This window comes from Asticcacaulis sp. P4_H10, from assembly GCF_056400965.1.
The window spans coordinates 59,753-78,734 of sequence record NZ_JBFUKH010000010.1 but is presented as its reverse complement, the minus strand read 5'-3'; the positions used below and the strand labels follow the sequence as shown (position 1 = coordinate 78,734).

Genomic DNA, 18,982 nt, shown 5'->3' with positions numbered 1-18,982 from the left:
AACCGGGGCTTTTCTTTTAATCCGCTTAGAGCATGCTCCGAAAAAGTGGAACCCGGTTTTCGGTCCAAGCATGCGGCCGCTAAGGAATCTGGACCATGCTCTGTTTCCTTCAAAACAGAGCATGGTCTAGTCCTCCGAGCGGGGCACGGGGGTTATCTTCAACGCCGTGATCTGGTTGCGCAGCTTACGCATGATCTGGAACTTGCGGTCGTAGAAGATGAAGGTCTGGCCCGGTTCCGGTATGGTGCGGGCTTCATGGATGACCAGCCCCGCCACCGTCACGGCGTCGTCGTCGGGCAGGTTCCAGTCCATGGCGCGGTTGAGATCGCGTATCGGCATGTCGCCGTCGACGTGGATCGAGCCGTCAGACTGCTTGCGGATGGCGGTGAAAACGGCATCGTGTTCGTCGTCGATCTCGCCGACGATCTCCTCGAGAATGTCCTCTAGCGTCACCAGCCCCTGCAAGGCGCCGTATTCGTCGACGACCAGGGCAAAGTGCATCTTCTGGCGCAGGAAGGCTGCCAGTTGATCCTTGAGGTTGGTCGTGTCCGGAATGAACCACGGCTCACGCGTGATCGCGGCGATATCGAGCTTGTTGGCGTCGCCGCCGACCCGGGCCATGGCGACCATCAGGTCACGCGCATGCAGGACGCCGATGATGTTTTCGGAGTGGTCACGATAGAGTGGAATGCGGGTATGGCTATAGCCCAGAACCGTTTCCACAATTTCGGAAATGGGCAGGTCGGCGTCGATCATGTCGATCTGCTTGCGGTGGACCATGATCTGGCTGACGTCGAGTTCCTGCAGGTCGAGCACGCCGCGGAACATGTTCCGGTCCTGGCTTTCGACCGCACCTTCGTCGTGATGGTATTCGACTGCGCCGCGAATCTCCTCGTGGGCCGCCAGCACGTCGATCTCCATGGACATCCTGACGCCGAACAAACGCAGGGTGCCGCGCACGAACCACTGCACCGCCTGGACGACCGGACCGAAGACGTAAACGGTCCACATGACCAGGCGCGACATGCCGCGCGCCACGTCGTCGGGCTTCAGGATCGCCAGGGTCTTGGGCAGGACTTCGCCGAAGACAAGGATCAGTACGGTCATGATGGCGGTCGATGCAGCCACGCCGAGTGCGCCGGGAAACAGGCTGCCCAGGACACTGGTCGTCAGGGCCGACGCACCGATATTGAGGACATTATTGGCCAGCAGGATGGCGCCGATCATCTTTTCCTGATCGGAAAGCAGGATGTTCACCCGTTTGGCGGCCTTGTCACCGTCGCGTTCAAGCTGATGCATGCGCCCGCGTGACGCGGCGGTCAGCGAGGTTTCGCCGGCCGAGAACAGGGCCGAGACGAACAACAGGCAGATAAGCGATGGCGCTAGAACGAGCAGAGTGGCGATCAGCATGGCTGGTCCTCGGTCATCTCAGCGCCGTCCATGATCAGGAAGTCGCAGACCGAGCTGCGGCCGACCTTCTTGGCGATGTAGGCCTCGCCGATACCCTTGACGAGGACGAAGGTCAGGTTGCCGCCCTCGGCCTTCTTGTCGGTACCCATGTGCTTGATGAGGCGGCCTGCTTCGAAGGGTTCATTACGGACCTCGGCCATGGTTGTCGGCAGGCCGACACTGGCGATCGCCGCGACGGCGCGTTCGCGCGCGGCATCGCTGCATTCGCCGATCATCTCGCTGTAGCGGAAGGCCTGGGCCATGCCGACGGCGACGGCTTCGCCGTGCAGCAGCTGATCGCCGAAGCCGACCTCGGCTTCGAGCGCGTGACCGAAGGTGTGGCCGAGATTGAGCAGGGCGCGCTTGCCGCCTTCGCGTTCATCGGCGGCGACAATCTCGGCTTTCATTTCCACACTTCTGGAAATAGCTTTCAGCAATGCTTCCGGTTGAAGTGAAATGACGTCGCCGCCATTGGCTTCCAGCCAGTCAAAGAAGGCGTGATCACCCAGCAGGCCGTACTTGATGATCTCGGCGTAGCCGCAGCGGATTTCGCGTTCGGGCAGGGTCTTCAGGATATCGAGGTCGCACAGGACCAGACGTGGCTGCCAGAAGGCGCCGATAAGGTTCTTACCCTTTTCGTGGTCGATGGCCGTCTTGCCGCCGACCGACGAATCGACCTGAGCCAGCACGGTCGTCGGCAATTGAATGAAGTCGATGCCGCGCATATAGACGGCGCTGGCGAAACCAGCCAGGTCGCCAATGACGCCGCCGCCCAAGGCCAGGACCACGTCCTTGCGGTCGAGGCCGATCTCCAGCATCTCTTCCAACAGGTATTTCAGGCCGTCGAACGACTTCGATTGCTCGCCGGCCGGGACGACGATCTTGTGCGTCTTGTGGCCGGCGGCTTCAAACTGCCTGAGCAGCGCGTCAGCGTGGAGCGGATCGACATGGCTGTCGGTCACCAGCACGGCGCGCTTATTGGTCAGGAAGGGGCCGATCCACTTTTCCGCTTCGTTCAGCAAGCCCTGGCCGACAATGACTTCGTAGGGCTTGAAGCCCTGGCCATCGACCGCGATGCGCCGTATCTCCGTCATGTCCTGTCTCCGTTGACGTGCGCAAACAGCGCATCGAGGACCATTTCGGTGGCCCGGCCGTGGGAATTGTCGCCGGTATCGACGACGACGTCGGCCATCTCATAAAGAGGATAGCGCTTCTGGACGTGGTCTTTGAGAACGTCCATCGGATCGCGATCTTTCAAAAGCGGCCGGTGCGGCTTATTGGCGACGCGCCGGGCCAGGACGCGGAGATCGGTCTTCAGCCAGACCGTGATTGCCTTCTCCTTAAGCCGCTCACGCGTCAGGGCGTTGGTCAGGGCACCGCCGCCGGTCGCCAGGATCTGCACGGGGGCGTCGAGCAGCCGGGAAATGACCTTCTGCTCGCCATCCCGGAAACCTGTTTCACCATAGTGGGAGAAGATGTCAGCGATACTCTGGCCGGCAGCCTTTTCGATCTCTTCGTCGGCGTCGACGAACGGCAGGCCGAAATGATCGGCCAGGCGGCGGCCGATGGTCGTCTTGCCGACGCCCATCAGTCCGACGAGCGCCACGGTGCGGGGCAGGGTGAATTGCGGGCGCGGAGTGGCCTCGCCAGGATTTGTGGGCGCGGTCATGGCTGGGTTGCCATGTCCTGGCCAAAGGGATGAAGTGTCATAATGGCGGCTTTTACACGATATTAGGGGGGCTTTGCCAGACTCGGTGCGAATTTCCTTTGAGCACCCCTATGTCGCGCCCCACATTCGATCCCGTGAACCAGTTTCTGCAGATGATGGCGGTCGAACGCAACGCCGCGCGGCCGACGCTCGACGCCTATGGCCGCGACTTGAGTGACCTCGCCGAGACTTTGAATGTCACGCCCTCGGGCCTGCTCGGTTTGGGCGAAGCAGACATTGCGCGATACTTCGCGATCCTGGATGAACGCGGCCTGGCATCGAGTTCCATGCAGCGCAAGCGCTCGGCGGTTCGCCAGTTCTATCGCTTCTGCGTGTCGGAAAACCTGACCGCACACGACCCCAGCCGCAAGATAGCAGCCGCACGCAAAGGCCTGAAGCTGCCCAAGATCATCAGCCGCGACGAGATCGAAGCCCTGTTGGAGGCGGCGGGCGTCAAGGATGTCACCCAGGCGATCCGTCTGCGTTGCCTGATCGAAATGGCCTATGCCTCAGGCATGCGGATTTCGGAACTGGTCTCGCTCAAACTGGACACGGTCCAGCGTGATCCGGCCTTCCTGATCATCAAGGGCAAGGGCGGGGTCGAGCGGCTGGTCCCCCTCAATCCGCCGGCGCGCGAAGCCATCAAGGCCTATCTCGATATTCGCGGCGCGTTTTTGCAGGCTAAGGACCAGGTCAATCCCTTCCTGTTCGCCTCGCGCGGCGCGGATGGTCACCTGACACGCCGCCGCGTCGGGCAGTTGCTCGATGAAGCAGCGATGAATGCCGGTATCGATCCGGCGCGGGTGTCGCCGCACGTGTTTCGCCATGCCTTCGCTACGCACTTGCTGGAAGGCGGTGCGGACCTGCGCGTCGTCCAGACCCTGCTGGGCCACGCTGACATTTCGACGACGCAAATCTACACCCATGTGGCCAGCGAACGCCTGCGCGAGGTCGTGGAAACGCATCATCCGCTTGCAAAACTGCGTTAACCTAATGGAGGGAAACCGGCCAAAAACGGCTTTGCCTTCTCACGCGCTTGCTGTTAAACGCCAATTCCCTTAGTTTTGCGAACTTTCCGGCAGCCGAGAGCCAATTTAGATGCGTCATTATCTTGAATTCGAGCGCCCCATTGCTGACCTGGAAGCCAAGATCGACGAACTGTCGGCGCTTTCGGCGAGCGGGACCAACCTCGATGAGGAAATCCAGGCGCTGCGCGACCGGAGCCAGCGCCTGCGCAAGGACGTCTATGCCAAGCTGGAGCCATGGCAGAAGACCATGGTGGCGCGCCATCCCGAACGCCCGCACCTGGTCGACTATATCAATGGGCTGATCGAGGATTTCGTCGAGCTGCGCGGCGACCGCAAGTTCGGTGACGACCAGGCGATCGTCGGTGGCTTGGGCAAGTTCCGCGGCCAGTCGGTCGTCGTTATGGGCCATGAAAAGGGCCACGATACCAATACGCGCCTGAAGCACAATTTCGGCATGGCCCGCCCTGAAGGTTACCGCAAGGCGGTGCGCCTGATGGAGATGGCTGAACAGTTCGGCTTGCCGGTCCTGACCTTTGTCGACACGGCCGGCGCCTATCCCGGTATCGGCGCCGAAGAACGTGGCCAGGCCGAAGCCATCGCGCGTTCGACCGAAAAGGGCCTGATGCTGAAATCGCCATTTATCGCTACGGTGACGGGCGAGGGTGGTTCGGGCGGCGCGATCGCCCTGGCGGCGGCGAACCGGGTGCTGATTCTGGAGCACTCCATCTACAGCGTCATCTCGCCGGAAGGTGCCGCGTCGATCCTGTGGAAGGACGGCGGCCGCGCCAAGGATGCGGCCGACCGCATGAAGATCACCGCACCCGATCTGCTGAAGATGCGTATCGTCGATCGTGTCGTGGAAGAGCCCGCCGGCGGCGCGCACTCCGACCGTGAAAAGATGATCGAGACGCTTGGCGACGTGCTTGAAGAAGAACTGAAGGCACTGAGCTTCCTGACGCCTGAGCAATTGGTTGCCCAGCGATCGGAGCGCTTTTACGATATCGGCCGCAAGGGGTTGTAAAGGCGGCAGGCGGGGGATTTTTGAGCGACCACGTATTCAAGCCTTTGAAGGCTTTGACCAAGGCCAACCAGGTCCTGATTGGCTTGGCTATGCCTGGCGTACTGGCCTACGTCGTATGCCTTGTCATGCAATTGACCACGGGCGAACGGGTCGACTTTGACGCCGAAGAACTCAGTGTCCTTGGGAGTGTCGCCGCACTTGTCAGTCTCTATGTGATCATTGCCTGGGGAGCGGCGGGGGTAACCAGCCTCTTCTGGATTTACGGCGCGGCACGCAATGCCGCAGCGTTGCAGCCGGATGTCGAGCTGTCGCCAGGATGGGCCGTCGGCTGGTACTTTGTTCCTTTTGCCCTGCTGTACAAGCCATACCAGTATATGGAGAAAATCTGGAACATCAGTCTTGATGTCGCAAAAGACACTGAAACTACGCGACTGCTTGGTTATTGGTGGGCAGCGCACGTTCTTGGCGGAATTCTGACCCGGATAGCCGAGCGAACAACCAATTTCGCAGTCGAGAGCGGGGTTATGTTTGATCTCGCGATGGAAGCGGCGGGATATAGCTTGATATTGGTGAGCATGGCGCTCTTCTTCCGGATATCTGGCGCGGTTCACAAGAACCAGATGAAGCTCCGTGGTGGCGACGCGGCAGCTTCGGTTTTCTAAGTCGGAAATTTAACCGGTTACCTTTACGGCGCGCTGACTTTTCTATCCGCCAGTCCCCTTTGTTTAGCTATCCCGGATCGCACATAGGCTCTTGAAACCTTGGAGCTAGACCATGCGTATTGCCCTTCTTACCGCCACAGCCCTTGCAGCTTTCCTTCCTTTGGGCGCCCACGCCGAACCGGAATATGTCGGTGCCCGCGCCAGCACGCTCGGCCTGGGGCTGGAATATGTCCACAGGTTCACGCCGCACATTTCCGGCCGTGCAGTGGTGAACAATTACAATTACGACGACGATTTCGAGTCCGACAACATCCAGTACAATGGCGAACTGGAACTGGGTTCATTCGGCGGCCTTGTCGATTTCCACTTCACGGAAAACAGCCCCTTCTTCGTCTCGGCCGGCATCTACAAGAATAATAACGAGATCAAGGCAACGGCCGATCCGGCGCAGCAGACCGACATCGGGGGCATTCCCTTTACGCCCGAACAGATCGGCGTGCTGACCGCCAGGGCCGATTTCAAGGACACGGCACCCTATCTCGGCCTCGGCTGGCGCTGGGCTGCCGGCCATGTCGGGTTCAGCCTGGAAGCCGGCGCCTATTTCCAGGGCTCGCCCAAGGTCTCCCTGACCTCGAATGGCACCTTGGCCAGCGATCCGGCCTATCAGCAGGCGCTGGAAGTCGAGCGCCGGGACTTTGAGGACGAACTGAAGGATTTCAAGACCTATCCGGTCGTATCCTTTGGCGTCGGCTATAAGTTCTAAGCCCTGCAACCTCAGCCATTGCGTTCGATCGCCACCTGATGCGGGTAGGGGATTTCGATCCCTGCCTTATCCAGAGCTGTCTTGACCGCGATGATCCACTGTGTACGGGCCTTCTGCGCATTGCTTGGCAAGGTCCAGATCCACATGCGCACGATCACGCCTGAGGCGGCAAATTCATGTAGGTGGACTGCGACCTCGTGCGCCGACAGGTGCTCGGCCTGGGCCTTGGCAACCTCGGTCAGCAGCTGAACGGCAGCGTCGAGGTCGGTGTTGTAGCCAACCTCGACGCGCAGTTCGACCTTGGAGGCGCCATTGGTGGTGAGATTGGTGATCTCGTTGGAGAAGACCTTGGTATTGGGGACGTAGACCCGGACATTATCGACATTGTCGATTTCGGTGCTGAACAGTCCCAGCCGGTGCACCTTGCCGGACACATCGCCCACCCGAATGGAATCGCCGATGCGATAAGGCTTGGTGAACAAAAGCATCAGGCCGGCGGCAACATTGCTGAGTGTCCCCTGCAGCGCCAGGCCGATAGCCAGCGAAGCGGCGCCCAATACCGTGATCAGCGATGCCGTCTGCACCCCCAGGCGATTGAGCACGGCGACCAGGCCGACCAGCAGAACCAGCCAGCGCACGACCTGGGAGAAGAATTCGGGCAGGGTGCGGTCGGCGTCACGGTGGACCAGGCGGCGCGACACCCGTTTGACGGCATCGCCGATCAGGGTCGACAGGATCATGGTAACGGCCAGCAGTGCCGCCGCCCAGCCGATGTTCGACATCATTTCCGGCTTGGCGGTCAGCTGGTGCCACAGAGCGTTGGCGTAGGTGCCAATCTCGTTCAGGAAGCCGTTGAGCGGACCGAGGTCCAGTTTAAATCCGGATGTGATCATGCGCCCCCGTTAAGCGATATGCCGAAAAGTGTGAAGCAGTTTTGGCTGCGCCGAACGTTGTTTCAGCTGGATATCGCGACAAAGCTAACCTTTGCGCCTTGCCCTGAAGAAGTCTTTCAGCATAGTCCCGCTCTGTTCGGCTAGTATGCCCGAGGTTACCTCCGGCCGCCAGTGGCAGGTCGGCTGCGCAAAAAAGCGTGGGCCGTGATCGATCGCGCCGCCCTTGGCGTCGGGCGCGCCGTAGATCACCCGGCCAATGCGGGCGTGGCTGATCGCACCGGCGCACATGGCGCACGGTTCCAGTGTCACATAAAGCCAGAGGTCGGTGAGACGATAATTGCCGATGGCCGCGCCTGCCGCGCGTATGGCCAGTATTTCCGCATGCGCCGACGGATCATTAAGGCTAATCGGCGAATTTCTTGCGACTGAAACAATGGTTTTACTTGACGGATCGTAGATTAAAGCGCCAATCGGCACTTCGCCGGACCGGGCAGCGGATTGCGCCTCGTCCAAAGCGGCCTGCATAAGGCTTTCGTCGTTGTGAACCATGCTGCCACAAGCCGAAACATGCCCGCCGCGTCAAGCAAAAAGGCCTAAGTGCCGCGTTTTAAGAAAGTCATCGTCGTGACCGATAACAGTAACGCTGGAGAGCGTGACATGCCCAATGAAGATGGAACCCCAGAGACTCCTGAGACCCAGCCCACTGAGATTCAGGCGCCCGCGCAGATCAGCCAAGACGAACAGGACATGGCCGATGGCCATCGTTACCAGAGCCAGGAATTCCGAGACGCGCGTGAAGCCGCCAAGCCGGCGAGTGATCGCAAGCGTCCGGCCAGAGACGGGAAGAGCGACGCGAAAAGCGACGCCAAAGGCCCCAAAAAGGGTGGCAAGGACGGCAAGGATGCCAAGGCGCCGGCCAAGACCGAACGCATCGCCAAGGTGCTGGCGCGCGCCGGCCTGGCCTCGCGACGCGAAGTCGAGCGCCTGATCGGTCTCGGCAAGATCGCCGTCAATGGCCGTATTCTTGAGACGCCGGCAGTGCTGGTGTCGTCCACCGACGTCATCACCGTCGAAGGCCAGCCGATCGGCAAGGCCGAGCCGACCCGCCTGTGGCGCTACCATAAGCCCGTCGGCCTGATGACCACCCATTCCGATCCGCAAGGCCGCCCGACCGTTTTCGAGCAGCTGCCGCAGCCCATGCCGCGCGTCATTTCTGTCGGCCGCCTCGATCTCAATTCCGAAGGTCTGCTTTTGCTGACCAATGACGGTGAACTGGCGCGCGCGCTGGAAATGCCGTCGACCGCGTGGGTGCGCCAGTATCGTGCCCGTGCCCTTGGGAATACGACCCAGGCGCAGCTTGACCGCCTGAAGAACGGCACCACCGTCGAAGGCGTAATCTACGGCCCGATGGAAGCTTCGCTCGACAAGCGCCAGGATAAGGCCGATGGCCGTGCCAATCTGTGGCTGACCGTTTCAATCACCGAAGGCAAGAACCGTGAAGTCCGCAAGGTGCTGGAATCGATCGGCCTGAAGGTCAATCGCCTGATCCGCCTGGCCTATGGTCCCTTCCTGCTTGGTAACCTGGAAGCGGGTGAGGCCGAGGAAGTCGGCCCACGCGTTATTCGTGAACTGCTGAGCGACAAGATCGATCCGCGTAACCTGCCGCCGGAAGGCGCCAGCCAGACGCGCGACCTGCCGCGTGCCCGCCCGACCGACGAAGGCCGTCGCAGTGGCGGCGATCGCTTCGGCAAGAGCGATGCCCGGCCGCCGCGTGAGCGCAAGGTCGGCGACGGTCCAAAAGTCCGTCGTGAGTTCGAGGACCGCCGCGAGTTCAAGGACCGCGACTTTGATGAGCGTCCGCGCTTTGAAGGTGACGGCGAGGCCCGCAATCGTCGTGCTGAACCTTCCTTTACGCATGGTGGCGAGCGGTCATTCGACAAGAAGCCGTGGACGCCGCGCCCGGAACGCAGCAGCGAAGAGCGCCCGCCGCGTTTTGACCGCGGAAACAGCGAGCGTCCGTTTACGCCGCGTCCGCCCCGTGAAGGTGGCGCCCATGAGGGCAGAGACCGTCCCTCCTACGGCAAGCCGCCTTTCCGTCCACGCGAGGATCGTGCGCCGCGTGACGGCGCGCGTCCGGCGCGGGCCTATGGTGCGAAACCTTACGGCCAAAAATCCGATGGCGTCCCGGCGGGTGAGGCCGGCGCTTACGAACGCGCCAAGCGTGAGTTTGGCGGCGGCGATCGTGCCCAGGGCGATAGGCCTAAGCGTGACTTTGATCGCCCGCGCAGCGACCGTCCCTATGGTGATCGCCCGGCGCGCGGCGGCGAAGGTGGTGATCGCAAGCCTTACAGCAAGCCTTTCCGCTCGGACCGTCCGCAGGGTGAACGCAGCTTCCGTCCGCGCGAAGACCGTGCAGGTGGTGGTGCCTATAGCGGGGAACGCAAGAGCTATGGCGACAAGCCGCGCTTCGATCGTCCGCAAGGCGATCGTCCCCAAGGTGAGCGCAGCTTCCGCCCGCGCGAGGATCGTGCAGGCGGCGGTGCCCATAGCGGGGAACGCAAGAGCTATGGCGACAAGCCGCGCTTTGATCGTCCGCAAGGCGACCGTCCTCAGGGTGAGCGCAGCTTCCGTCCGCGCGAGGATCGTGCCGGTGGTGGGGAACGCAAGAGCTATGGCGATAAGCCGCGCTTTGATCGTCCGCAGGGCGACCGTCCTCAGGGCGAGCGCAGCTTCCGTCCGCGTGAAGACCGTGCCGGTGGTGGGGAACGCAAGAACTATGGCGACAAGCCACGCTTCGATCGTCCGCAAGGCGACCGTCCTCAGGGTGAGCGCAGCTTCCGTCCGCGCGAGGATCGTGCAGGCGGCGGGGAACGCAAAAGCTATGGCGATGCGCCGAACCGTGGCGGTTACAAGTCCGACCGGCCGTCTTCAGGGCCACGTCCCGGCGGTAAGCCTGGCGGCTTCGGTGGCAAGCCTGGGGGTTTCAAACCGCGTCCAGGCGGGGCTCCCGGCGGGCGTCCCGGCGGCTTTGGCAAGCCGCGCCGCGAAGATTAAGCTATGCGCATAGTCGGGGGCGACTTCAAGGGCCGCACCATCGCCACGCCGGATGGCCGCAATACGCGGCCGACTTCGGACCGTGCGCGTGAGGCCATCTTCAATGTCCTGGCCCATGCCGAGTGGGCGCCCGATATCACGGGCGCCCGCGTCATGGACGCATTTGCCGGCTCCGGCGCGCTGGGTTTCGAAGCCCTGTCGCGCGGTGCTGCGTCCTGCCTCTTTGTTGAAACGGATGAAGGGGCGCGCGGCGCCATTCGCGACAATATCGAATCTTTCGGATTGTTCGGGAATACCAAGATCCATCGCCGTGACGCCACGCAACTGGGAACACGGCTTGGATCCGCGGCCGAAGCCTACGATCTGGTGTTCCTCGACCCGCCCTACCACAAGGGATTGGGCGAGAAGACACTCGACTGTCTCATTTCGGGTAACTGGCTGTCAGAAAATGCGACAGTGGTTTTCGAGCGCGGCGCGGACGAGGGCGATTTTGCCACAGACCTGTGGGAAATAAACAACGCGAAAATCTACGGCGCAGCGCAGGTTTTATTCCTTAAACAAAAAATTTATCGTAAATAAATTATTGATTTTTATTACAATAAAAATTCAATCACGTTGTCCAGTGGTATAATTAGCGCAACAGTTAAAAAAGTCTATTGACGGTCTGCCGATCTTATCCCCAATATGTCCTTAACAAGGCGTAAATATGAAAGAGGCACGCAAATTGCCCGTCTACGCCTTGAGATGAGGTTATCAAACTTAGGGGTAAGTGATGGACAATCAAGCTATGTATACAGGGAAGGTGCGTGCCGCACGCGGCCGTCAGGACGCTTTCAAGCTGCTTCTGGTCGCCGGTCTGAGCGTTCAGGCGTGGGGTGTCGTAATGGGCCTCGGTCTGCTCATCCTGAATTTCGCACATTGATGCGGTGTCTGCCTGGGGTCGTCTGACCGCAGGTTTTTTTATGACTGAAACCATACGTCTCACGTGTGGAATGGTTAAGGTCGAGTATCACGTCAAAACAAAAATATGCCCCGACTCTGCAGCGGGGCATGAGCCAGACTGATGTGCGCAGAGGCAGTTTCTGTCCTGGCGCTAGAGTACGATGGGTGGGGTGTGACAATGGCGAGCGCAAATGGGTGCGCTCGCCATTGTTGTTTCAGCAACGGATTTCTTGTTACCGCCGGCCGAACAGGCGCTCGATATCCTTGAGCTTAAGCTCGACATAGGTCGGGCGTCCGTGATTGCACTGGCCGGAGTGCGGCGTGGCCTCCATCTGGCGCAGCAGGGCGTTCATCTCTTCGCCGGTCAGACGGCGACCGGAACGTACGCTGTGGCGGCAGGCATGATCGCCGCAGATTTCCGCCATACGCTCCTTCAGCGCCAGCAACTGGCCGTGTTCGGTCAGGTCGTCGACCAGGTCGCGGACGAGGCCGGCTATATCGCAATCGCCTAACAGAGACGGGATGTGGCGAACGAGCACGCTGGTTGGGCCGAAAGCTTCCAGTCCCAGGCCCATGGCTGTCAGGTCGTCGGCGCGCGCCATCAGTCGGGTGACCTCTTCGCGCTCAAGATCGACGATTTCAGGGATGAGCAGGTTCTGGCTGATGACGTGGCCCTCGGCCATGGCCGCCTTCATCTGCTCGTAGACCAGACGTTCGTGAGCGGCGTGCTGATCGACGATGACCATGCCGTCCTGGGTCTGCGCCAGGATATAGGTTTCGTGGATCTGGGCGCGTGCGGCGCCCAGGGGAAAGGCGATGGCGTCAGGCGCCGAGTGTTCGGCCGGCGCCCACGTTGCAACTTCGGTGATGACGCCATCCATGTCAATGAAGGGCGCTTCGGCGACGCCCGGCGCCAGGTCATAGGCGGGGGAGGGTTCGACCCGACCGGCGGGCACGAACGGCGAAGGCTCAGGACTCAGCCACGGCCGCACGGCAGCGATCTGCGACGGCGTCGGGCGCTGGTCATAGGCTGGGACAGCAAAGGCGCGGTTGAGGCTCAATTGCGGCTGGACCGGCGATATCATGCCCTCGGGGCGGAAGCCGCTCAGGGTCTGGGTGGCGACGGTTGTCGAGGCGCGGTGGCCGGCTGAGGCGAGCGCGTGTTTCAGGGCGCCGATGATCAGGCCGCGCACCAGGTTCGGGTCGCGGAAGCGAACTTCCGTCTTGGCCGGATGGACGTTGACGTCGAGCTCTTCGGGCGGGATTTCGATGAACAGCGCCGCCAGCGGGTGGCGGTCGCGCGCCAGGAAGTCAGCATAGGCGGCGCGTAATGCGCCGGCCAGCAGGCGGTCGCGCACCGGGCGGTTGTTGACGAACAGATATTGATGCAGGGCATTGCCGCGCGAGAAGGTCGGCAGACCGGCATAGCCCGTCAGCCGCACGCCTTCGCGGTGCTGGTCGATCAAGAGGGCATTCTCGGAAAAGTCCGCACCGAGCAGGGCGGCCAGGCGTTTCAGGCGGCCTTCGAAGCCGTCGGGCTCGCGATAGAGCCGCAGCGACTTCTTGCCGTCGAGCTCGAGCGAAAAGCCGACCTCGTGGTGCGCCATGGCCTGGCGCTTGACTTCTTCGGCGATCGCCATGTTTTCCGAGCGTTCGGACTTCATGAATTTCAGCCGCGCCGGCGTGGCATAGAACAGGTCGCGCAGGTCGACGCGCGTGCCGTGGTCGCGGCCAAACGCAGCGGGCTGCAAGGGCTGGATGGCGCCGCCGTCGACCGTGATGGTCAGGGCATCGCCGTCTTTTGGCTTCGACGTCAGGCTGAGGCGGGCGACCGAGCCCATGGAGGGCAAGGCCTCGCCACGGAAACCGAGGGTCTGGATGTGCAGCAGGTCCCAGCTACCGTCGTGTTGCGGCTTCAGCTTGGATGTGGCGTGGCGTTCGATGGCCAGTTGCAGGTCGTCCGGGCCCATGCCGCATCCGTCGTCTTCGATCAGGATGCGCGACAGGCCGCCCAGGTCGCAGCGAATGTCGATCTGGCGGGCGCCGGCGTCGATGGCGTTTTCGACCAGTTCCTTGACGGCCGACGCCGGGCGCTCGACGACCTCACCGGCCGCGATGCGGTTGATGGTATCTTGGGGGAGACGCTGAATAACGGACATGGCGGCAGAATAGCCGGAGTCGGTTGGGAAGTCAGCAAGGGTTTAACCACGTGAGCGCCGCCGGGATACATTCCCGGCAAGCGCCGTCACGAACATCGCGTCTCTGCGTTCGTGTTCGTTCGTGTGGTTCGTGGTTAAAAAGCCTTACGGCTTAGGGCTTGCGGAACACCAAAGCCATCCGATCGGTCTTGCCGCGGATCGCCGGGTCGAAGACGTTCTTCGTGTGGTCGTCGCCGCTATTGGCCAGCACGGCGCTATCCTCGGCGACGGTAAAGCCGGCAGCCTTGAAGTCGGCCAGGACCTGCGCCTTTTCGATCCGGTGGGTCGTGTTCGTCTCGCTGAAGCCCTTGCCGGCTGCCGTGTCGTGGTCCGTAATGACCACCACGCCGCCCTTTTTAAGCGCTGCCTTGAGCGAAGCCGTCAGTCTGGCCGTGTCATGGTCTTTTTCATTGTAGGTGTCGTGGTAGACCATACCCATAAAAATGACGTCATAGGGCTTTGCAGGCACAGGGATCTTGTCGAAGTCGGAGGTCACCAGGCCTATATTCTTGCGCGCGGCTATCATGGCGTCGCGTGCCGGGCCCATCTTGAAAGCGTCGACCCAGCCCTGAGGGTTCTGCGAATCGACGTGACCGTCGCAAACCGCCGATGACAGCAGCCATGAGGCATAGCCCTGGCCGGCGCCGATATCGAGCACGTTGGCGCCCGGCTTGACGTGAGACACAAGGAAGGTGACTTCGGGTTTACGGACCGCGTCGCGTTCGCGCTGGTTGGCGGGGCGGTCGGCCATGGCCAGGGCGCTATCGACGCGCTGTTCAAGCGTCTGCTTGGCGCAATCTGCGGCCGGTGCGGCGAGGGCGGTCGTGGCCATTGGCACAACCAAGATCGCGGACAGGGCGATCAGGGACTTCAGCTTCATCTTATCCTCCGGGATTGAGGTGGGAAAGAAAAAGGCGTCCCGAATGGAACGCCTCGATACTTTTTAAACCTACTGTCCGGCCTTAGAGGCCGGGCAGCTTGAATTTCTGGTCTTTCTTCTGGGCGATGATGATCGGCTGGTCGCCGGTCAGCGCCGTCAAGCGGGCCTTTTCAGCTTCGGCATCGACCGGTGTCGCTTCGGACGCCAGCTGCGCATTGGCATTTACCGCAGCCGGCGCTTCCGGCTTGCGCCAGAACAGCACCTTGTCGGCGAAGCTTGCGTCCTTGTAGGCGAGGTCGCCGAATTCATCGTCAACGACGTAGCGGGCCAACGGATCGGCCTTGCCGGCGCCGGCCTGGGCGACGAAGAGTTGTTCGCCCTGGGTACGGCTGACGGCGTCGCGTTCACCCAAAAGGGCCTGACGCGCCACGCTGTCGGGTTGCAGTTCCTGCGGACGGGGCTCACCCGGCGCAGGCGGACGCAACGCAAAGTTCGGCGGCACGACCAGCGGCGCCTTGGTCACGACGCGGAATTCGTCGGGTACGACCTTGTTGAGGCCCAGCGCATTACGGGTCGACTCGCACCCCGACAGGGCAAACCCTGCCAAAATCACCAAACCCGCGATCTTTACCGACTTCATCAATTCGCTCCAAATTCCCCTGTCCAGCGGACAAAGATGTGTACTGCGTTTGTCGTCACCTGCCAAGCGGCGTTCTTAACCTTGCACATCAGGCCCCGGTTGCGGCGTCTTGGCTGTGTCCTCGGACTTGAGGAAATGCCAGGCCAGAAGCGCGACCCCGATGCAGATGGCGCTATCGGCGACGTTAAATACCCATGGGAAGATATGCGTCCCCGAAAAATCGAGGAAATCGACCACGAACCCGAACCGGATACGGTCGATGACATTGCCTATCGCCCCGCCTGCGATCAGGCAAAGTGCAACGGCCGGAAGCCGTGTCACCTGCTTGAGCGTCAGGAAGCCGAGCCCGATCCCGGCGCTAAGCTGGAACAGTGTCAGGAACCAACGTCCGAACGCCGACCCACCCAGCAGGCCGAAGCTCATGCCCGTGTTGTGCACCAGAGTGAAGGAAAAGAAGGGCAAAATCTTGACCGGACCATTTTCGATCCGCAATCCGTACAGCATCCATGCCTTACTGGCCTGATCGAGCACGACGATAACAATACCGAGCGCCAGAGCCGAAAGGCCAAGACGCGTGACCGGGGCGTGCCAGGCCTTTTTAAATGCGCTCAACAACTCACCCATGCTGGGCGTCCCACTCGGCAACGGCTTCGGCATCGCGCAAAGACAGGTCCGGATAGCGCGGATCATCGCCGACTTCGGGCAGGATGCGCCACGAGCGCTGGCACTTTTGGCCGATGGCGAGGGCAAAGCCGACCGCGACCATATTGACGCCTTCGACGCGGAAGGCGTCGGCAGGCGCGGTTTCATAGGTCAGCGTGGCCTGCGAGGTGCGGAAGACCTCAGCGGCATCGATGCCTTCGAACGCCTCATAGAGACTGTTGTCGGCAACATAGACGACGGGCGCGGCTTCCAGCGCCGAGCCGATGACCTTGTCGCGGCGCTTGCCTTCGAGCGAAGCGGTCACGACCCCAAGGACGGTTTCGATCCGGTTCCAGCGGTTTGCCTCGGCTGTGCTGATCCAGCTGTCGGGCGCCGCTTCCAGCACGCGGAACAGGTTCTGCTGGCTGTCGGAATTACGGCTGGCCCAGGCCTCTTCCATGGTGAAGGTCATGATCGGCCCCAGCCACAGCGTCAGGCGCTCAAACAGGATGTTCATCACTGTGCGGGCAGCGCGGCGTTTGAGGTCTGACGGCTTGTCGCAGTAGAGGCAATCCTTGCGGATATCGAAATAGAGGGCCGAAAGGGTCTGCGAGCAGAAGTCGCTGACCGGGCGGATGACATCGGCAAAGTCGTAGCGCGCATAGGCGTCGCGCACCTGCTGGTCGAGGCGGTGGACCTCATGCAGGATATAGCGTTCCAGCGACGGCATGTCCGAATAGTCGACGGCTTCGGCATCAGTGTAGCCGTTAAGCGCGCCCAGCAGGTAGCGCACCGTGTTGCGCAGCTTGCGATAGGCGTCGACCGTCGTCTGGATGATCTGCTTGCCGATGCGCAGGTCTTCGGAATAGTCCGACAGGGCGACCCACAGGCGCAGGATTTCGACGCCCGATTCCTTGGCGATGTCCTGCGGGGCAACGACATTGCCCTTGGACTTCGACATCTTCTCACCCTGTTCGTCGAGGACGAAGCCGTGGGTCAGGACCGCCTCATAGGGCGCACGGCCACGCGTGCCGCAGGATTCCAGCAACGATGACTGGAACCAGCCGCGGTGCTGGTCCGAGCCTTCAAGATAGAGGTCGGCCGGCCAGTGCGAATCAGCGCGGCCTTCGATGGTGAAGGCGTGCGTACAGCCCGAATCGAACCAGACATCGAGGATGTCGGTGATCTTCTCAAAATTCGCGGCATCATAATCATTGCCGAGGAAGTCGGTATCCGGCCGGGTGAACCAGGCATCGGCGCCACCTTCGCGGATATAGTCGATGATGCGGGCATTGACCGCTTCGTCCTTGAGCGGCTGGCCGGTCGTCTTGTCGACGAACATGGCGAGCGGCGTGCCCCAGTTGCGCTGACGACTGATCAGCCAGTCCGGGCGGCTTTCGACCATGGAACCAATGCGGTTGCGGCCCGAATCCGGGAAGAACTGCGTCGTGTTGATCGCGACGCTGGCCTTGTCACGCAGAGCCGTTTTACCGTCCATGCGGATGAACCACTGCGGCGTGTTGCGGAAGATAACCGGCGCCTTCGAGCGCCAGGAGTGCGGATAGGAGTGTTCGACCCGGCCGCGCGCCAGCAGGTTGCCGGCCTCGATCAGCTTGGTCATGACCGCGCCATTGGCCTCGCCGAACTTGCCGGCCTTCTTGCCTTCGGTTTCCAGCACCTTGAGGCCGCCGAACAGTGGGACGTGCGGGTAGTAGGCGCCGTCAGGATCGACCGTGTCGGGGATGGTGTCGAGCGAGCGGCCCGACGACAGCCAGACGATATAGTCGTCGGCGCCATGGCCGGGCGCGGTGTGGACAAAGCCCGTACCGGCGTCGTCGGTGACGTGATCGCCGGCCAGCATGGGGACTTCGAAGCCGTAGCCATCATCCATCGCCGCCAGCGGATGGCGGAGTTCCAGACCGGCCAGAACGGTCGGCGCCAGGTCGATCAGCTTGGTCCAGGCGGTCGCATTGGCGGCCTTGAGCACGTCCTCGGCCAGCTTGTCGGCCAGGATCAACTTGTCGCCGGGCTTGGCCCACGGCGCAAAGCCCAGATCTTCTTCCGTCTTCATGGCCGTGATCTGCCAGACGCTGTAAGCGACCTTTGGGTTGAAGGAGACGGCGCGGTTGGCCGGGATGGTCCACGGCGTGGTCGTCCAGATAACGACCGATGTGTCGGACATGATCGTGTTGAGATCGTCGGCGTCCTCGGCCGAATCGCCGATGACCGATGAGGTCGTGGCATTGGCGACCGGGAAGCGCACCCAGATGGTCGGTGAGACGTGCGGATGATATTCGACCTCGGCGTCGGCCAGGGCCGTGCGCTCGACCGGCGACCACATGACGGGTTTTGAGCCGCGATAGAGCTGGTCCGACATCAGGAACTTGTGGAACTCGGCCGTCACCTTGGCTTCGGTGCCGTAGTCCATGGTGGCGTAGCGCTCTTGCCAGTCACCCAGCACGCCCAGGCGCTTGAACTCTTCGCGCTGGATGTCGATCCATTGTGCGGCATATTCGCGGCAGGCCTTGCGGAACTCGGCAGCCGGCACCTCGTCCTTCTTGCGGCCCTTGGCGCGGAACTGTTCTTCGATCTTCCATTCGATCGGCAGGCCGTGGCAATCCCAGCCCGGCACGTAGTCGACATCATAGCCCATCAGGAACTTGGAGCGGACGACGAAGTCCTTCAGGATCTTGTTGAGGGCGTGGCCGATATGGATATTGCCGTTGGCGTAGGGCGGACCGTCGTGCAGCACAAACAGKGGTGCATTCGCCGCCTGACGGGCCTTGCGCACGCTGTGGTAAAGTTGCGCCTCATCCCACTTTTTCAGCATTTCGGGCTCGGCCTTGGGCAGGCCGGCGCGCATGGGGAATTCGGTTTCGGGCAGGAAGACGGTTTCGCGGTAGTCGCGGCCGGTGACGGTAGTATTTTGGGAATCGGACATGGGGACTTTGCGTCTGATAAAAAAGTGTCGGGAAGAGGGCGCGTCTTGGTGACCCGGCAGGGCGCACTCAGGCCCGTGCCGGGGCCATAATTCGTATAATGGCGCCCGTTTTCGACATGGCCACGGCTTTATCAGAGCGTCCGTGTCATGCCTAGTGTCCT

General features: G+C 61.7%; 17 protein-coding genes. 7 read left to right on the top strand and 10 right to left on the bottom strand.

The features are described from left to right. Positions 1-126: 126 nt before the first annotated feature. Genes AC1DON_RS18320 through AC1DON_RS18310 form a run of 3 tightly spaced genes read right to left on the bottom strand, consistent with a single transcriptional unit; the run spans position 127 to position 3,118 of the window. Entirely contained in the window at positions 127-1,410 is a 1,284-nt protein-coding gene (locus AC1DON_RS18320; protein ID WP_476936260.1) for an HlyC/CorC family transporter, read from the bottom strand. Continuing rightward, complete coding sequence (gene aroB, locus AC1DON_RS18315) at positions 1,404-2,543, bottom strand: 3-dehydroquinate synthase (protein ID WP_476936259.1); 1,140 nt, start codon at positions 2,541-2,543, stop codon at positions 1,404-1,406. Before aroB ends, AC1DON_RS18320 begins: the two co-directional genes overlap by 7 nt. Beyond that, positions 2,540-3,118 (bottom strand): shikimate kinase, encoded by a 579-nt coding sequence (locus AC1DON_RS18310; RefSeq protein WP_476936258.1) that lies wholly within the window; start codon positions 3,116-3,118, stop codon positions 2,540-2,542. The genes aroB and AC1DON_RS18310 overlap by 4 nt, the downstream gene beginning before the upstream one ends. A 110-nt stretch (positions 3,119-3,228) precedes the next feature. Between AC1DON_RS18310 and AC1DON_RS18305 the strand changes: the two genes are divergently transcribed. From AC1DON_RS18305 to AC1DON_RS18290, 4 genes are all read left to right on the top strand, one after another. Beyond that, positions 3,229-4,146 carry a site-specific tyrosine recombinase XerD gene (locus AC1DON_RS18305; RefSeq protein WP_476936257.1) on the top strand — a complete coding sequence of 306 codons (918 nt, stop codon included), beginning with the start codon at positions 3,229-3,231 and terminating at the stop codon, positions 4,144-4,146. A gap of 109 nt (positions 4,147-4,255) precedes the next feature. Next, the gene (locus AC1DON_RS18300) at positions 4,256-5,206 is read left to right on the top strand and encodes an acetyl-CoA carboxylase carboxyltransferase subunit alpha (protein ID WP_476936256.1); all 951 of its coding nucleotides are present in this window, start codon (positions 4,256-4,258) and stop codon (positions 5,204-5,206) included. A gap of 20 nt (positions 5,207-5,226) precedes the next feature. Then, positions 5,227-5,868, top strand: a complete 642-nt coding sequence (locus tag AC1DON_RS18295) for a DUF4328 domain-containing protein (protein ID WP_476936255.1) — start codon at positions 5,227-5,229, stop codon at positions 5,866-5,868. Between the two features lie 112 nt (positions 5,869-5,980). Beyond that, the gene (locus AC1DON_RS18290; RefSeq protein WP_476936254.1) at positions 5,981-6,631 is read left to right on the top strand and encodes a hypothetical protein; all 651 of its coding nucleotides are present in this window, start codon (positions 5,981-5,983) and stop codon (positions 6,629-6,631) included. Positions 6,632-6,642: 11 nt separating this feature from the next. On the opposite strand, the gene AC1DON_RS18285 is transcribed toward AC1DON_RS18290, so the two are convergent. After that, positions 6,643-7,524 carry a mechanosensitive ion channel family protein gene (locus tag AC1DON_RS18285; protein ID WP_476936253.1) on the bottom strand — a complete coding sequence of 294 codons (882 nt, stop codon included), beginning with the start codon at positions 7,522-7,524 and terminating at the stop codon, positions 6,643-6,645. A gap of 84 nt (positions 7,525-7,608) precedes the next feature. Next, positions 7,609-8,073 carry a tRNA adenosine(34) deaminase TadA gene (tadA, locus tag AC1DON_RS18280; RefSeq protein WP_476936252.1) on the bottom strand — a complete coding sequence of 155 codons (465 nt, stop codon included), beginning with the start codon at positions 8,071-8,073 and terminating at the stop codon, positions 7,609-7,611. Positions 8,074-8,181: 108 nt separating this feature from the next. Here tadA and AC1DON_RS18275 point away from each other — a divergent pair, with 108 nt between their 5' ends. From AC1DON_RS18275 to AC1DON_RS18265, 3 genes are all read left to right on the top strand, one after another. Further along, positions 8,182-10,578 carry a pseudouridine synthase gene (locus AC1DON_RS18275; RefSeq protein ID WP_476936251.1) on the top strand — a complete coding sequence of 799 codons (2,397 nt, stop codon included), beginning with the start codon at positions 8,182-8,184 and terminating at the stop codon, positions 10,576-10,578. Between the two features lie 3 nt (positions 10,579-10,581). Further along, positions 10,582-11,157 (top strand): 16S rRNA (guanine(966)-N(2))-methyltransferase RsmD, encoded by a 576-nt coding sequence (gene rsmD / locus AC1DON_RS18270; protein ID WP_476936250.1) that lies wholly within the window; start codon positions 10,582-10,584, stop codon positions 11,155-11,157. Between the two features lie 193 nt (positions 11,158-11,350). After that, positions 11,351-11,500: a hypothetical protein gene (locus AC1DON_RS18265; protein WP_476936249.1), complete on the top strand. Its 150-nt coding sequence runs from the start codon at positions 11,351-11,353 to the stop codon at positions 11,498-11,500. A 253-nt stretch (positions 11,501-11,753) separates the two neighbouring features. Here AC1DON_RS18265 and mutL read toward each other — a convergent pair whose 3' ends face one another. The 5 genes from mutL to ileS form a co-directional block, all read right to left on the bottom strand. Then, positions 11,754-13,679 (bottom strand): DNA mismatch repair endonuclease MutL, encoded by a 1,926-nt coding sequence (gene mutL, locus AC1DON_RS18260; RefSeq protein WP_476936248.1) that lies wholly within the window; start codon positions 13,677-13,679, stop codon positions 11,754-11,756. A 151-nt stretch (positions 13,680-13,830) separates the two neighbouring features. After that, positions 13,831-14,598, bottom strand: coding sequence for a methyltransferase domain-containing protein (locus AC1DON_RS18255; protein ID WP_476936247.1), 768 nt, complete (start codon positions 14,596-14,598; stop codon positions 13,831-13,833). A gap of 82 nt (positions 14,599-14,680) precedes the next feature. Beyond that, positions 14,681-15,238, bottom strand: a complete 558-nt coding sequence (locus AC1DON_RS18250) for a DUF3035 domain-containing protein (protein WP_476936246.1) — start codon at positions 15,236-15,238, stop codon at positions 14,681-14,683. Between the two features lie 75 nt (positions 15,239-15,313). Continuing rightward, positions 15,314-15,862, bottom strand: coding sequence for a signal peptidase II (lspA, locus tag AC1DON_RS18245; protein WP_476936245.1), 549 nt, complete (start codon positions 15,860-15,862; stop codon positions 15,314-15,316). Next, positions 15,855-18,821: an isoleucine--tRNA ligase gene (gene ileS / locus AC1DON_RS18240; RefSeq protein ID WP_476936244.1), complete on the bottom strand. Its 2,967-nt coding sequence runs from the start codon at positions 18,819-18,821 to the stop codon at positions 15,855-15,857. Before ileS ends, lspA begins: the two co-directional genes overlap by 8 nt. Positions 18,822-18,982: the final 161 nt, after the last annotated feature.